General features: G+C 72.8%; 12 protein-coding genes. 7 read left to right on the top strand and 5 right to left on the bottom strand.

Features of this window, described 5'->3' with window-relative positions:
• Positions 1 to 95: 95 nt before the first annotated feature.
• Positions 96 to 2489 carry a helix-turn-helix transcriptional regulator gene (locus ADK67_RS04665; RefSeq protein ID WP_053715144.1) on the bottom strand — a complete coding sequence of 798 codons (2394 nt, stop codon included), beginning with the start codon at positions 2487 to 2489 and terminating at the stop codon, positions 96 to 98.
• A gap of 8 nt (positions 2490 to 2497) precedes the next feature.
• Complete coding sequence (locus ADK67_RS04670; protein ID WP_053715145.1) at positions 2498 to 3763, bottom strand: Hsp70 family protein; 1266 nt, start codon at positions 3761 to 3763, stop codon at positions 2498 to 2500.
• 245 nt (positions 3764 to 4008) lie between these two features.
• Between ADK67_RS04670 and ADK67_RS04675 the strand changes: the two genes are divergently transcribed.
• The 3 genes from ADK67_RS04675 (at position 4009) to ADK67_RS04685 (ending at position 8307) form a co-directional block, all read left to right on the top strand.
• On the top strand, positions 4009 to 4965 hold the full coding sequence (locus tag ADK67_RS04675) for an IniB N-terminal domain-containing protein (RefSeq protein ID WP_053715146.1): 957 nt from the start codon (positions 4009 to 4011) through the stop codon (positions 4963 to 4965).
• Between the two features lie 130 nt (positions 4966 to 5095).
• On the top strand, positions 5096 to 6907 hold the full coding sequence (locus tag ADK67_RS04680; RefSeq protein ID WP_063797504.1) for a dynamin family protein: 1812 nt from the start codon (positions 5096 to 5098) through the stop codon (positions 6905 to 6907).
• Entirely contained in the window at positions 6904 to 8307 is a 1404-nt protein-coding gene (locus tag ADK67_RS04685) for a hypothetical protein (RefSeq protein WP_231648013.1), read from the top strand. Before ADK67_RS04680 ends, ADK67_RS04685 begins: the two co-directional genes overlap by 4 nt.
• Positions 8308 to 8317: 10 nt before the next feature.
• Here ADK67_RS04685 and ADK67_RS04690 read toward each other — a convergent pair whose 3' ends face one another.
• Positions 8318 to 9133 (bottom strand): LysR family transcriptional regulator, encoded by an 816-nt coding sequence (locus ADK67_RS04690; RefSeq protein ID WP_053715148.1) that lies wholly within the window; start codon positions 9131 to 9133, stop codon positions 8318 to 8320.
• Positions 9134 to 9209: 76 nt separating this feature from the next.
• Here ADK67_RS04690 and ADK67_RS04695 point away from each other — a divergent pair, with 76 nt between their 5' ends.
• The gene (locus tag ADK67_RS04695; protein WP_053715149.1) at positions 9210 to 10109 is read left to right on the top strand and encodes a PhzF family phenazine biosynthesis protein; all 900 of its coding nucleotides are present in this window, start codon (positions 9210 to 9212) and stop codon (positions 10107 to 10109) included.
• 16 nt (positions 10110 to 10125) lie between these two features.
• Here the strand turns inward: ADK67_RS04695 and ADK67_RS04700 are convergent, their stop codons facing one another.
• On the bottom strand, positions 10126 to 10557 hold the full coding sequence (locus tag ADK67_RS04700) for a nitroreductase family deazaflavin-dependent oxidoreductase (protein ID WP_053715150.1): 432 nt from the start codon (positions 10555 to 10557) through the stop codon (positions 10126 to 10128).
• Between the two features lie 255 nt (positions 10558 to 10812).
• Between ADK67_RS04700 and ADK67_RS04705 the strand changes: the two genes are divergently transcribed.
• The gene (locus ADK67_RS04705; protein ID WP_053715151.1) at positions 10813 to 11811 is read left to right on the top strand and encodes a LysR family transcriptional regulator; all 999 of its coding nucleotides are present in this window, start codon (positions 10813 to 10815) and stop codon (positions 11809 to 11811) included.
• Positions 11812 to 11855: 44 nt separating this feature from the next.
• On the opposite strand, the gene ADK67_RS04710 is transcribed toward ADK67_RS04705, so the two are convergent.
• Positions 11856 to 12656, bottom strand: coding sequence for an SDR family oxidoreductase (locus tag ADK67_RS04710; protein ID WP_053715152.1), 801 nt, complete (start codon positions 12654 to 12656; stop codon positions 11856 to 11858).
• A gap of 95 nt (positions 12657 to 12751) precedes the next feature.
• On the opposite strand from ADK67_RS04710, the gene ADK67_RS04715 reads away from it, so the two are divergent.
• Together ADK67_RS04715 and ADK67_RS55025 are read left to right on the top strand one after the other, a co-directional pair.
• Positions 12752 to 13135 (top strand): winged helix-turn-helix transcriptional regulator, encoded by a 384-nt coding sequence (locus ADK67_RS04715; protein ID WP_053715153.1) that lies wholly within the window; start codon positions 12752 to 12754, stop codon positions 13133 to 13135.
• A 151-nt stretch (positions 13136 to 13286) separates the two neighbouring features.
• Positions 13287 to 14375, top strand: coding sequence for a gamma-glutamylcyclotransferase (locus ADK67_RS55025; RefSeq protein WP_053715155.1), 1089 nt, complete (start codon positions 13287 to 13289; stop codon positions 14373 to 14375).
• The last annotated feature ends 84 nt before the right edge of the window (positions 14376 to 14459 follow it).

The raw sequence follows: 14459 nt of genomic DNA on the forward strand, positions 1-14459 counted from the left end.
CGCGGACCAGCGTCAGGTCGACTGGCACTTCACCACCGACGATGCCCGTACCCGACTTCGCCATCTCTATCCCAAACGTTAGAGGCGACGCTCTACTAGCCGACGATCTGGCGGAGCTGGTCCAGCAGTTCCGCCCGGCTGGTGCAGCCCAGCCGCTGCCGGATGCGGGCCATGTGGTGCTCGACCGTCTTCGCCGAGATGAACAGGCGGTCACCGACCTGCTTGTAGGTCAGCCCGCCGACGACCAGCTCGGCCACCTCGCGCTCGCGGTCGCTGAGCTTGCCCGCGTCGGCCTCCACCGCCGGCTCGGGCTGCTTGCGCGTGGTCGGGGCGGTGCGCCCCTGGAGCAGCCGCGCGCAGTCCAGCAACCGCACCATCGCCTGGCGGTCCGACGTCCGGATCGCGGCCTGGCCGGCGAGCCTGGCCGCGTCCCACCACTGGCCGACGGCCTGCAGGCCGCGCGCGGACTCCTCGACCTGGTCCGCGTCGACCTTGCCCGCCACCACGTCGAGCCAGCTCTCCGCCGCCGCCGACACGATCCCGGCGTACCGGCTCCGGTCCCGGCACGCGGCCAGCGACGCGGCGTGCTCCTCGGCGACGGACGTCTCCTCGGCGATGATCGCCGCGTGCAGCGCGCTCCAGTGCAGCGGCACGGCCCACAGGCACGGATCACCCAAGTCCCGCAACAGGTCCCGCGCGGCGGTCAGGTGCGGCGCCAGCCGGTGCTGGTCGCGCAGCCGCGCGGCGGCGGTGGCGAACTCGCCGAGCGGCAGGAACGTGAACAGGTCGACGGGGTGCCTCAGCACCGCCTCGCACGCCTGCTCCCACGTCCGCTTCAACGTCGCCAGGTCGCTGTTGCGCCGCGCCACGCCGATCTCCAGCGCCACCGCGAACAGCCAGTCCCGCGGTTCCAGCGGTCGGCCGACCTTCCGCAGCGCCACCAGCACTTCCCTGGCCTGCGCGAGGTTGCCGCGCTGCATCGCGATCCACGCCCGCAGCAGCCGGTGCCGCACGACCATCAGCGCGCCGCCCGACGACGTCGCCATCGCCCGGTCCAGCACCGATTCGGCGACACCGGGCTCGCCGCTGTGCAACGCCACCAGCGCGGCCAGCGCGGCGGGCGTGTCCGGCAGCAGCACGGCCCGTCCGGCCGGTTCGAGCAACCCCGCCGCACGGACCAAAGTGGACAGTGAGGTGGTCGCGGACGACGTCACCGACTCCACCACGCCTTGCGCCATCAGCGAAGCGCCGCCGTCGAGCATGGTCGGCGGCGCGACGGGCAGCGCCGCGGTCGGCAGCGTGCCCGTGCCGACCTGGCCGATCACCGCGAACGCCGACGACGTCGAGCTCGGCGACCACCGGTGCAGCTCGGTGCCGCGGGCCAGCTGGCCCCGGTGCGCCAACGCGATCGCGGCCACCTCCGCCGCCGCGCCGCGGTGCTCGACGTCGCCGCTGGAGATCACCTGGTCGGCGAGCCGCATCGCCGCGTCGAGGTCACCGGCCATGGCCGACGCCACCGCCCGCCGCACGGCCACGTCGGGACCCGCCGTGCCGATGGCGGCCAGCAGCCGTGCCGCCAACGCCGGGTCCGTGGCCAACGCCTCGTCGGCCGCCGCCCGGAACGCCTGCGCCATCTCCGGCCCGGCGACACCGGTCGGGTTGCCCGCACCGCCCACGCCGATCAACGGCCGCACCAGGTCGAGCACGGGCCCGCCGGACCGCAGTTGCAGCTCGGCCAGCCGCTGCCGCACGGCGATCCGCCGGTCGGTCCGGCTCAGCGCCGCCACCGCCAGCCGCGCGACGGGCAGCAGCGTCCCGTCGGCAGCGACCAGGCCGGTGGCCCGGCCCGCCTCGATCACGTCGCCGACCGCGTCCGCGTCGACCCCGAGCAGCGCGCCGAGCAGGTCGAGCCGCAGCGCCGCGCCCGCCTCGGCGGCCAGCAGGTACTTCTGCACGTCGGCGTCCAGCCAGTCCAGGTCGGCCCGGAACGACGCCAGCACCTCGGGCGTCACCTCCGTCGTGCCCAGCCCGGCCAGCCGCTGCACGAACCGCGGCACGCCGCCGGTCTGCTGGTGCACGAAGTCCACCAGGCCGCGGGCGGACGCGGGCAGCACGGCCCGCACCTGCTCCCGAGTGAACGGCTCCAGCGTCAGCGACGGCCGCGCCCGGCCCAGCGACTCGGCCAACGCCGCCAGCGCACGCGACCGCGGCCACGGGCGGTAGGCCACCACGACGCTCTCGTCCCCCCGTTCGACGAGAGAGCGCAGCGCCAGCAGCTCGGCGTCCGGCAGCAGGTGCGCGTCGTCCACGACCGAGGCCGACGCGCCGGCGTCCCCGAACGCCCGGGTGATCTCCCGCAGCACGGTGGTCTTGCCGTACCCGCCGGGCGCGACGACGCCCAGCCGGACCACCGGCCCGGCGTCGACGGCCGCCGCGACGGCGTCCAAGACCTGCGTGACCTGCCGGGACAACACTGGACGCGCGGTCATGCTCGGGCTCAACGGCCATCCTCGCTGTCACGGGCACGGCGCCCACCGGTCGGCACGAGCCCGCGCACGACGCGCTTCACGGTGCGCCGTTCCGGCAGGTCGAGCGGGGTGATGTCGACGGGCGGGCGGGGCGGCGGCGCGGTGAACTCCGCGTCCGGCGCCTCCAGGCCGCCCACGGGGAACCTCAGCAGCGGGTCGTCGTCGCGCACCATGACCGAGGTCTCGATCGGCTCGGGTTCGGCGTCGGGCCCGATCACCAGCTTGCGGGCGGCCAGCGCCGCGCCCTTCACCACGGACGTCTCGGGCGCGGCCTCCAGCACCACCCGGCCGGGCACGGACGCCGCGACCAGCGGGATGCGGGCGCTGCCGCCGACCAGCACGGTCATCTCGACGCCGGCGGCGACCCTGGTGAACACCGAGACGGCCTCCTCCACGTCCGGCCGGATCAGGTCCTCGAACTGCGCGCGGGTGATCGGCACGTCCACCGGCCCGGACGGCAGGTGCACCGGGATCGACGTCTCGACCGTGCCGGACAGCATCCGCTTGGCCGCCTCGCAGTCGCGGCGCAGCCGGCCGAACAGGCCGCGGGTGCGGGGGTCGTCGGCGTCCAGTTCGGCCAGCGCCCGCCCGAGCGTGGTCCGCACGTGCGAGAACACCGCGTCGTCGAAGTCGACGCCGGCCGCGTGGTCGACCCCTTCGACGGTGTTGACCAGCTCGAACCCGCGTCCCACCACGGAGGCGCTGAACGCGTGGCTGCCGAGGCTGAACACGCCGAGGGGTCCGGCGGCCGACCGGGTGAACGCGTGGTTCTCGGCCGCCGCGACGGGCTCGGGCACGAGCGACGCCTCGACCCCGACCGACCGCAGCGCCCGGTGCATCAGGCCCTTGGCGTGGGCGCCCCAGCCAGGGGGGTGCGCGAGCACGACGTGCGCGGGCCGTTCGCCTTCCCGCGCGGCGACCTGGTCGGTCACCCACATGACCATGAGCGCGGTCAGCTCCTCGGCGGGGCACCGCTCGGCGGCGCTGTCCGCTCCGAGCACGACCGGCACCGCGTCGCCCACCCGGCGGCCGAAGCCGGTTGCGGTCCACCGCGGGTCGCCCGGCTCGCCGACCGCGAACGCGCCGTCGGGGGTGAGCTGCAGCGTCGACGCCACCCCGCCGCCCGGACCGCCGAGGCCGACCACCTCGGGCTCGGCGCGCCCGGCCCCGCCCAGCCTGCACACGGCGGCGGCGGTGCGCGTGGTGCCCACGTCGACCCCGAGGACGTACGGCAACTCGGAGCCTCCTCACTCACCTGAACGAACTACCGGCAGTACCTACACGGGTTACGAGATGGTCACAAGGCCATCCCCTAATCCCCTAGGGAGTGAACGAGAACCACCCCATCGTGGTTGCGGTATCTACTGGGAGTAATCCCCGATGGCTGGTGATCCCCCCGCGCCTACCTTGATCACCAGGCCGGGCCCCCACCCCTGCCGGGCCGGCCACCCGCGTCCTACTTGACCAGGAGATAGCCATCATGGGCTCCAGCCCCAACACGCTGCACGACTTCGTTCTCGACCTGCTCAGCGACCCGACCGCGCTGGCCGACTTCCAGGCCGACGCCGAGGGCACCCTGGCGAGGGCCGGCCTGAGCGACATCAGCGCCCTGGACGTGCAGGAAGTCATCCCGCTGGTGCTCGACTACGTGCCGACCGGGGGCCTGCCCGCCCTCGACGGCTCGCTGCTCGAGGACCTGCCGCTCGACCTGGTCGACGCAGGCCAGGCCGGCGCGATCTTCCAGCTCAAGGCCGTCACGGACCAGCTCGCGGTGTCGGGTGCCACCGGCGCCGGCGACGTCAAGGCCGCCGTGGCGGGCACGCTCAGCGCGGACGCCGACGGCCTGTCGGTCTTCGGCGGCGTGTCGAGCTGGGACCTGCTCGACGGCGTCGCCACGGCGGAGCTGTCGGTCGAGGGCGACTTCTCCGCGGTGGGTGACGTGACCGACACCCTGGACGGCACGCTGCACACCGCCACCGGTCAGGTCGGGGACCTGACCTCCACGGCGACCGGCACGCTGGACGGTGCCGTCGCCACCGCGGGTGGGGTCACCGGCTCACTGCCGGGCGCGGAAGGCCTGACCAGCACCGCGTTCGGCGCCGTCGACACGCTCAACGGCGTGCTCGGCAACGTGACCGGTGGCCTCACCAGCTCGCTGCCCGTCGGCGACCTCGGCAACGTGGCGGGCCTCGGCGACGTCGCGGGCCTGGGCAACGTGGCCGGCCTGGGCGACACGCTCGGCGTGTCCGGCTCGGCGCACGGCTCGGCCGACTTCGACACCCACGGCGCCGCTCCCCTGTCCGACGTCACCGGTGCGGTCGCGGGCGTCGCGGACACCGCGGGCGTCGGCGGCGTCGTGAGCAACGTCACCGGCACGGTCGACGGCCTCGACCTCCCGGTCGTCGACTCGCTCGGCGTGGACAACCTGCTCTTCTGAGCCTGATCCACCACCTGAGGGCCGGTTCCGTCCACTGGACGGGACCGGCCCTCGCCTTGTGCCCGGAACGTGCTCGGAACGTGTCCGGACTTTCACCCGGACGGGTTTTACCGGCACACTCTGCCGGGTGATGTCCGCGCCCTGGCTCGACGTGCTCGACGACACGATCCGGGCTTGCGCTGCGCACAACCGGCCCGACCTGGCCGAACGGTTGCGCGACAAGCGCGCCCGCCAGCTGGACCCCAAGCTCCGCGTGCTCGTGATCGGCGAGCCGAAGCAGGGCAAGAGCCAGCTCGTGAACGCGATGGTGAACGCCCCGGTGTGCGCGGTGGGTGACGACGTCACGACCACCGTTCCCACTTTCGTGCAGCACGCGGAGACCCCGTCGGCCGCGCTCGTCCGCGGCGCGTCCATCGCGAACACCCCCACCGAACGCATCCCCGTGCCCCTCGACCAGCTCGCCAGCGAGGTGAGCGCCAGCAGGCACCACGGCGGCGACGTCGTGCGCGCCGAGGTCGGCATCCCCCGGGCCCTGCTGGACTCGGGCCTGGTGCTGATCGACACACCGGGCGTGGGCGACCTGCGGCCCGCGCACACCGCGAGCACGTTCACCGCGCTGCTCCAGGCCGACGCCGTGCTCATGGTCTCCGACGCGACGGCCGAGCTGACCGGGTCGGAACTGGAGCTGCTCAAGCAGGTCATGACGTCGTGCCCGAACGTGATCGTGGTGCTCACCAAGATCGACATCGCGGCGCAGTGGCGGCGCGTGGTCGAGCGCAACCGGGCGCACCTGGCCCGCGCGGGCGTGACCGCGAAGCTGATCCCGGTGTCGGCCGCGCTGCGCCTGCGCGCGGCCAAGACCGGCGACAAGGCGCTCAACGCCGAGTCCGGGTTCCCCGAGCTGCTCGCCTGCGTGCGGCAGGACATCGTGGCCGCCGCCGACCAGCTGGCCCGCCGCACGGTCGCGGTCACCGCCGCGTCGGCGATCAAGCAGCTGGTCGCGCCGGTGCGCGAGGAGCTGTCCGCCCGCGTCGCCCAGGGGCCGGAGAAGACCATCGCCGCGCTCAACGAGGCGCAGCGCCGCATCGACGAGCTGCGCCGCCGGTCCGCGCGCTGGCAGACCGTGCTGGCCGACGAGATGGCCGACCTGGTCTCCGACATCGAGTACGACCTGCGCGACCGGACCCGCAAGATCATGCGCGAGGTGGACAAGACGTTCGAGACCGCCGACCCGGCGCTGGGCTGGGACAAGTTCGAGGCCTGGCTGGAGGACAACCTCACCGAGGCCGCCACCACGAACTTCGCCTGGCTGCTCGACCGCTCGGAGTGGGTGGCCGAGAAGGTCGCCAAGAGCTTCCCGGTGGCCCGCGACGACCTGCTGCCCGAGTCGATCTTCCGGGACGACGTGCTGGACCGGGTCGCGCCGATGGACAAGCCGGTGATCGAGAAGTTCGGCGTGATGCAGAAGGCGTTCACCGGCCTGAAGGGCTCCTACGGCGGCGTGCTGATGTTCGGCCTGGCCACCAGCCTCGCCGGGATGCCGCTGATCAACGCGATCTCGCTGGGCGCGGGCGCGCTGTTCGGCGGCAAGTCGATCATCGACGAGAGCGACCAGCGGCTGCGCCGCAGGCAGGCCGCCGCCAAGGCCGCCGCGGCGCGGCACGTGGACGACTTCTTCATCAAGTTCAGCAAGGACTGCCGCGACGCGGCCCGGCACATCCAGCGCAGCCTGCGCAACCACTTCGCCACGCTGGCCGAGGAGATGCAGGAGACGCTGCTCGAATCGGCCCGCAGCGCCCGCCGCGCGGTGCAGGACGACAACACCGAGCGGGAGCGCCGCAACCGGGACGCCAAGCGCGAGCTGGACGACCTCGTCCAGCTCTACCAGCGCGTCCAGTCGCTCGCGGGAGGCCAGGCGCCGCCGTTGGGGATCAGCGCATGATGCCTGCGGGCGAGCTCGGCCCCGGCGTGACGTTGGAGGACGAGGTCTGGGCGCTGCTCGAGGACGCCCTGGTGGTCTACCGGGACAGCCCGCGCGCGGTCGCGTGGCTGCGCGGGCACCAGGCGCGGTTCGGCGAGCCGGTGCGCGTGGCCGTCGCGGGCGCGCCGCGCTCGGGCAAGTCCACCGTGGTCAGCGCGTTGATCGGCGAGGAGTTCGCGCCGACCGGAGCCACCACGTGGTACCAGGACGGGCCGCAGGCCAAGGCGCACGTCGGCCAGTACGAGGTGCCGGTGCTGCGCCGCGACGGCAAGGCGTTCGTGGACGCGCCGGACGCCGAGCGCGTGACCGTGGAGTGGCCGTCCCGGTCGTTGCGCGACCTGACGCTGATCGACACGCCGGCGGGCGCGCCCGTCGAGCACGTCTACGGCGAAGCCGACGCGGTGCTGTACCTGACCAGGCACCTGCACACCACCGACGTCCGGTTCCTGCAGACCGCGCACGACCACCCGGTGGCGCGGATCGCGCCGGTCAACACGGTGCTGGTGCTGTCGCGGGCCGACGAGATCGGCGGTGGCCGGATCGACGCGCTGTCGTCGGCCAAGCAGATCGCCCGCCGGTACCGGCGCGAGGCGACGGTGACCCCGTTGTGCCAGAACGTGGTCGCGGTGGCGGGGCTGCTCGCGGTGGCCGCGCGCACCGTGCGGGCGGAGGAGTTCACCGCGCTGGCCGCGCTGGCGTCGTTGGCGCGCACCGAGTTGGACGGCCACCTGCTGTCCGCGGACCGGTTCGTGGGCGAGGACTTCCCGGTGCGGCTGGACCCGGCGGTGCGGCGCGGGCTGGTGGACCGGTTCGGAATCTTCGGCGTGCGGCTGACCACCACGTTGATCCGGCAGGGCTTCGACACGCAGGTGAAGCTGACCGGGCAGTTGGTGCAGCGCAGCGGGCTCGGCGAGCTGCGCGACTCGATCGGCGTGTACTTCACCGAACGGCGTGAGGTGTTGAAGGCGCGGGCCGCGCTGCTGGGGCTGGACGTGGTGCTGCGCGCCGAGCCGCGGCCCGGGTCGGTCGGGCTGGCCGCGTCGGTGGAGCGGATCCTGGCGTCCGCGCACGACTTCCGGGAGCTGCGGTTGTTGGCGGCGTTGCAGGGCGGGCGCACGCGGCTGCCCGGTGACCTGGAGGCCGAGGCGTCGCGGCTGGTGGGCGGGCTGGGCACGAACCCGGTGGTGCGGCTGGGGATGGAGTACGAGCCGACGGAGAGCGAGCTGCGGCACGCCGTGCTGGACGCGTTGGGCCGGTGGCGGGAGCACGCGGTGGACCCGGCGCTGGACCACGGGCAGCGGCGGGCGGCGGCGGTGGTCGTGCGCAGCTGCGAGGGGATGCTGGCGCAGGTCGTGGCGTGAGGGTTGTTCCTCAGCCGAGAGCCGCCGCGACGGCGCGGACGGCGGCCGAGGGAGTCCGGCGCGGGTCCGTGACCAGGAACAACGTGCTGTCGGGCAGTTCGCGCACGCGCTGGAGCGTGCCGGCGTCCAACTGCTCGGCGACCGCGACGCGCGGCAGGACCGTCCAGCCCAACCCGGCCACCACGCACGACCGCACGGCCTCGATGCTGCCGAACCGGGTGATGCTCGGCGTCGCCGGCAGGTCCCGCACGAACCGGTCGCTGTAGGAGCAGCCTTCCTCCAGCAGGAAGTACCGCTCGTCCAGCACCACGCCGGGCGCGGACACCAGCTCGATCGGCTCCACGCCGATGGCGGTCACCTTCAGACCCGCCGCGGTCAGCGAGTCCTCCAGCACCAGCGCCAGGTCCAGCGTGCCGTTGCGGACCCCGGCCAGTGCCTGGCGGGTGCCCGCCGGCGAGAGGTGCACGGAGATGCCCGGCCAGCGCATCGCCACGTCCGCGATGCGCTGCGGCAACCGGTAGGCGCAGACCGACTCGGGTGCGGCTATCCGCACGTCGCCCTCCACCGCCGTGCTGCCGCGCACGGCGTCACGCAGGCGTTGCTCGGAGGTCAGCACCTCGCGGGCGTGCTCGACGGCCTGCCGGCCCGCCTCGGTCAGCCGCGCGCCGCTGGGCAGCCGGTCGAACAGGCGGGCGCCGAGGTGCCGTTCCAGGGCTTTGACCTGGCTCGTCACCGTGGATTGCACGAGGTGCAGCTCCGCCGCGGTGGCGGTGAAGCTGCCCGTGCGCGCGAGCACCAGGAGGGTGCGCAGGAGGCGGGTGTCCACCGCATCGACAATACCGATCAGACCCATCGCAGGGAATCGTTGGACTCGATGATGGGTGGTGGGAGACGCTGTCCGCATGAACGAAGCGCAGGAACAGGCAGTGCGGGAACCCGCAGCGCAGCACCCCGCGGTGCTCCGCTACACCGCATTCACCACCGACCCGTCCGGCGGCAACCCCGCCGGTGTCGTGCTCGACGCTACCGGCTTGGACGAGGCGTCGATGCTGGAGATCGCCGCCGAGGTCGGCTACTCCGAGACCGCGTTCCTGTTCCCGCGCGGTGACGGGTCGGAGTTCGACGTGCGGTACTTCAGCCCGTTGGTGGAGGTGCCGTTCTGCGGTCACGCGACCGTGGCGTCGGCGGTCGCGCTGGAGCGGACGGGGACGGTGCGGTTCCACACGCCGGCGGGGCTGGTGGAGATCGCCGCGACGCCCGGGAAGGCGAGCCTGACCAGCGTGCCGACGTCGTCCACGCCGGCGCCGGAGGAGGACGTGGCGGAGGCGTTGCGCGCCCTGGGGTGGTCGGCCGACGACCTCGACCCGCGGTACCCGGCGCACTGGGCGTTCGGCGGGTCGAAGCACCTCGTGCTGGCGGTGCGCACGCGGGAGCGGTTGGCGGCGCTGGAGTACGACTTCGACGCGTTGGGCGACCTGCTGCGGGCCAACGGCGCGCTGACCGCGCAGTTGGTGCACCAGCGAAGTGGCGGCGCGGACGTGTTCGACGCGCGCGACCCGTTCCCGGTGGGCGGGGTCGTGGAGGACCCGGCGACCGGATCCGCGGCGGCGGCGTTCGGCGGGTACCTGCGGGCCATCGGGCAGGTCGGGCGGTCGCGGTCGATCACCATCCACCAGGGCGTGGACATGGGTCGGCCGAGCCTGCTGGAGATCGCGGTCGCGCCCGACGACCCGCGGGTCACCGTCACCGGCGCGGCGGTGCGGATTCCCGACGGGACGTCGGACGGGGTCGAGGGGAACTAGGCGGGTGGGGACGGGTCTACGACGTGGCGCGTTCCAGGACGACCACCGGGATCTCGCGGTCGGTCTTCGTGGCGTACTCGTCGTAGGCCGGCCACACCTCGGTCATCAGCTTCCACAGCTTCTCGCGTTCCTCGCCGGTCGCGGTGCGGGCCGTCGCGGGGAAGACGTCCGCCTTCACCTGCACCTCGGCCTCGTTGCGCGCTTCGAGGTTGCGGTACCAGGCGGGGTGCTCCGGCGCGCCGCCGTGCGACGCGACGACGACGTACGCGTCACCGTAGGGCTGGTAGATCAACGCGGTGCGGCGGGGCTTCCCGGACTTCCGGCCGATCGTGGTCAGCAGGAGCGTGAAGACACCGGGCTGCCACTCGTGCCCCTCCGCGCCGCCGGACTCGACGTACTTGCGGATGTGCTCGTTCACCCAGTCGACAGGGCTGTCCAGTACTGACATACCAAGAAACTACCGCCCACGCGACAGGGCCGCCGGTCGCTCACTCCGCAGTCGCGACCGGCGGCCCCGAACGGGGTGGGGACGTCCGCCTCGCACCCCTGACGGGCCCGGCCGGAGCCCGCGGGCAAGGGTGGAACCGGCTAGTAGATCTGGCTCGCGTGGCGCATCTGAATCTCCTCGGTCGCAGGGGAACCTCGCCAACTATGACGGGAGGAAAGGCTGGCGGCTCATACGAAAGGGGGATAGAAGAGCGTTATGCCCGAGCTTGAGCTACGCCACCTGCGCGCGGTGTGCGCGATAGCCGAAGAAGGCAGCCTCACGAAGGCCGCCGCACGCCTGGGGCTCACGCAGCCCGCGATGAGCGCCCAGCTCCGGACCGTCGAACGGATCGTCGGCGGCCGGCTGTTCGACCGGACGCCCGGCGGATCCTCGCCCACCGAACTGGGCAAGCAGGTCGTCGGCACGGCCCGGTTGGTGCTCGACGAGGTCGAGCAGCTCGTCTCGCTGGCCCGTGAGCGGACCAGGGAGCGGACGCGGGACGGCAAGCCGGGACCGTTGCTGGTCGGCGGGGTGCCCACGTTGTTCTTCGGGCACTTCGTGGAGGAGCTGCGGCGGGCGATCCCCTGCTCGGAGGTCCGCACCGAGATCATGCCCGGCGCGTCGGACCTGCTCGAACTGCTCGTGTCGGGGCAGGTGCAGCTGGGCGTGCTGGACCGGTTCGAAGGGCTGGAACGGCGGGAGCTGCGCGGGCTGGAGCTGCGGCGGCTGGTGAGCGAGCCGCAGTTCGTGGCGCTGCCGGAGACCGACCCGCTGGTCGGGCAGGACGACGTCGACCTCGCGCAGCTGGCCGACCGGGACTGGGTGGCGCCGCCGGACGAGTTCGTCGGCAACCGGCTGCAGATCTTCACGGCGTGCGCGGAGGCCGGGTTCACGCCCCGGTTCACCCACCACGTGAACGAGGCCAGCACCGCGCGCAGCCTGGTCGCCAACGGGGCGGTGTCGTTCGCGCTGCCGCAGTCGCGCAGCGGCGACGGGATCGTGATCCGGCCGCTGCGCGGCGCGCCGTTGATGGTGGACCTGATGCTGGCCACCCGCCGGGACGGGCCCGCCGCGGGGCGGGCGCACGACGTGTTCGCGGCGGCGGCGCGGGCGTACCGCGCGGTGCTGCCCCGCAATCCCGGGTACGCGAAGTGGTGGGAGGAGCACCCCGAAGCGCATCGGGAGATCGACGCGGCGCTGTTGGCTGGCGGGTAGGACCGGTCAGGTCACGCGCCAGTGGTCAGGTCACGCGCCGGTGGTCAGGCCCGCACGGCGTCCTCGATGGTGGTCGCGGCGCGGCCGATCAGCTTCTCCAGGTCGGGGCGGACCTCGGCCAGTGCGCCGCGGCTGATGTTGACCTCGATGTCGGCCAGCAGTTCGGCGAGGAAGTCCGGCAGGCCGAAGCCCTTGAGGCCCGTGACGCGGTCGGCCGCGCTCACCTTCTCGTGGGTCGTGCCGACCAGCGCGGCCAGCTCGTCGAAGCTCCACGCCCGCGGGCCGGTCAGCTCGTAGACCGCGTTCTCGTGGCCGGGCGTGCTGAGCACGACGGCGGCGGCCAGCGCCAGGTCGTCCCGGGACGCGCTGGCGATGCGGCCGTCACCCGTGGCGCTGACGATCGGGCCGGGCGCGTGCGGGAGGTAGTTCTCGTGGTACATCCCGTTGCGCAGGAAGGTGAACGGGATGCCGGTGGCGCGGATCGCCTCTTCGGTCGCCTTGTGCACCTTGGCCAGGTCGAGCGGCGAGGTGTCCGCGTCGGAGACCGACGTGTAGACGATGTGCTTCACACCGGCGTCGACCGCAGCCCGGACGGCGTTGTGGTGCTTCTGGATGCGGATCTCGTCCGGCCCGTCCACCGACACCAGCAGCAGCGTCTCCACGCCGGCGAACGTGTCGGCGAGGGGGCCGCCGAAGTCGCCCGGCCGGACCTCGACGCCGAGCCCTTCGGCCTTCTTCGGGTCGCGGACGGAGACGGCGAGCCGGTCGGCCGGGAGGCGGGTGAGGGCGTGCTTGAGGATCAGGGAGCCGAGGTGGCCGGTCGCGCCGGTGATCATGGTCGTCATGCGGCCAACGCTAGGTCGGGCGCTAACTATTCGTAAGTACCTACCCTGAAGTGGGGTACTTACGGGTGAGAAAGCATGCAGGTAGGGTGCTTGTCATGGTGGTTCGAGGTGACGTATACGACCGCAACTGCCCCACACGGGTGATCGCGAATCACGCCACCGGGCAGTGGGGCAGCCTGGTGCTGGGCAAGCTCCTGGACGACGGCGGCGGGACGAAGCGGTTCAGCGAGTTGCGCCGGGAGGTGTCCGGGATCAGCGAGAAGATGCTGGCGCAGACGTTGCAGGCGTTGGAGCGGGACGGGTTGGTGCACCGCGAGGTCCACCCCGTGATCCCGCCGCGGGTCGACTACTCCCTCACGGCGCTGGGCACGCACGCGGCGAAGCAGATCAGCGAGTTGTTCGGCTGGATCGAGGAGAACCTGCCCAGTTTCATGGCGGCGCAGGACGAGTACGACGCCCGGCGGGCCGAGAAAGTGTGACAGGTCACGTTTATACCTCCGATGTGTATGCGGCTCGCGGGGTTGTCGGGTGCGGTGGGCGGGCGTCGGTGCGTGTATAGGTCCGATGTTTCGTGCAAGCCGCAAACCAACGGCCGGTGAATTCGGGGGGTGGTTTGCCAGAATGGGGACCATGACGCAGCCCTTCACGGACGATAGTCACCCGGCCGAGCCCTATCCGGGAGCTCGGCCGGGACACTGCTTCGTGCACCTCGACGGCGCCGGCTGGCCGGTCACGCCCGATCCCGGTGCCGATTCCGGATGGCGGGTCGCCCCCGACGGGCAGGACCTGGACGACTGGCTCGCGGTGCACGGCGAACCGCCGCTCGCGGGCCGGATGCCGGTGTTGGCGTACGGCTCCAACGCCAACCCCGCCAAGGTGACGTGGCTGCGTGAAGAGCTGGGGTTGACCGGCCCGGCGGTCGTGCTGAGAGCCCGGTGCGACGGGCTGGCCGCCGTGTGGGCCGCGGGGTTGCGCAAGACCGACGGCCAGCGACCGGCGACCCTCGCCGCCGCGCCGGGCGTCGAGGAGGAGCACGCGGTGTGGTTCGCCACCGCGGAGCAACTGCGGGTCCTGGACCGCTGCGAAGGACGAGGGCTGCGCTACCGGCTGGTCCGCGTGCACACCGGTCGGGTGACGTTGTTCAACGGTGGCGTGGTCGATTCGGTGCTCGCGTACACCGGGGCGGGCACGCGGCGGATGCCGCTGCTGGTCAACGGGAGGGCGGTGCGGTGCGCCGACGTGGACCAGCGGGCGGCGCGCAGGCTCGGTGGTCGGCCGGCGGACGGGGACGGGTTGGACGTGAGCCCGGTGCACGGTGAGCCGTCGCCGGATGACTGGCCGGACCGGTTGTTCGTGTACGGGACGTTGCAGCCGGGGTTCCGGGCGTGGGGGCTCGTGGAGCCGTTCGTGAGTGGTGAGCCGGTGGCTGCGTCGTTGTCCGGGACGCTTCACGACACGGGGCGTGGGTATCCGGCGTTTCGGCCTGGTGATGGGGGCGGTGTGCCTGGGTATGTGTTGAGGCTGGAGAGGCCGGAGGATGCGCTGCCGGTGTTGGACGAGTACGAGGGTGACGAGTACCGGCGGGTGCGGGTGACGTTGGGTGATGGGCGGGTGTGTTGGACGTACGTGTGGACGGCTGGGGTCGGTGACATGCCCGTGTTGTCCGGTGGTTGGGGGCAGGGGCAGCACAGTTCGGTGGCTGAGTCCGGCTCGATTTGACATGGGGCCCTTACGGGCACCCCAGGCAGGCCAAAGCCGGGCAGGCCTGGCGGGAAGAGCGTCCGCCAAGCCTGCCCGGCTTCG

Source organism: Saccharothrix sp. NRRL B-16348 (assembly GCF_001280085.1).
Lineage (GTDB): Bacteria > Actinomycetota > Actinomycetes > Mycobacteriales > Pseudonocardiaceae > Actinosynnema.

Bases quoted from the DNA above. Each gene is read 5' to 3' on its own strand.
- ADK67_RS04665 (WP_053715144.1), bottom strand. From the start codon at position 2,489: ATGACCGCGCGTCCAGTGTTGTCCCGGCAGGTCACGCAGGTCTTGGAC.
- ADK67_RS04675 (WP_053715146.1), top strand. From the start codon at position 4,009: ATGGGCTCCAGCCCCAACACGCTGCACGACTTCGTTCTCGACCTGCTC.
- ADK67_RS04680 (WP_063797504.1), top strand. From the start codon at position 5,096: ATGTCCGCGCCCTGGCTCGACGTGCTCGACGACACGATCCGGGCTTGC.
- ADK67_RS04685 (WP_231648013.1), top strand. From the start codon at position 6,904: ATGATGCCTGCGGGCGAGCTCGGCCCCGGCGTGACGTTGGAGGACGAG.
- ADK67_RS04695 (WP_053715149.1), top strand. From the start codon at position 9,210: ATGAACGAAGCGCAGGAACAGGCAGTGCGGGAACCCGCAGCGCAGCAC.
- ADK67_RS04700 (WP_053715150.1), bottom strand. From the start codon at position 10,557: ATGTCAGTACTGGACAGCCCTGTCGACTGGGTGAACGAGCACATCCGC.
- ADK67_RS04705 (WP_053715151.1), top strand. From the start codon at position 10,813: ATGCCCGAGCTTGAGCTACGCCACCTGCGCGCGGTGTGCGCGATAGCC.
- ADK67_RS04710 (WP_053715152.1), bottom strand. From the start codon at position 12,656: ATGACGACCATGATCACCGGCGCGACCGGCCACCTCGGCTCCCTGATC.
- ADK67_RS04715 (WP_053715153.1), top strand. From the start codon at position 12,752: ATGGTGGTTCGAGGTGACGTATACGACCGCAACTGCCCCACACGGGTG.
- ADK67_RS55025 (WP_053715155.1), top strand. From the start codon at position 13,287: ATGACGCAGCCCTTCACGGACGATAGTCACCCGGCCGAGCCCTATCCG.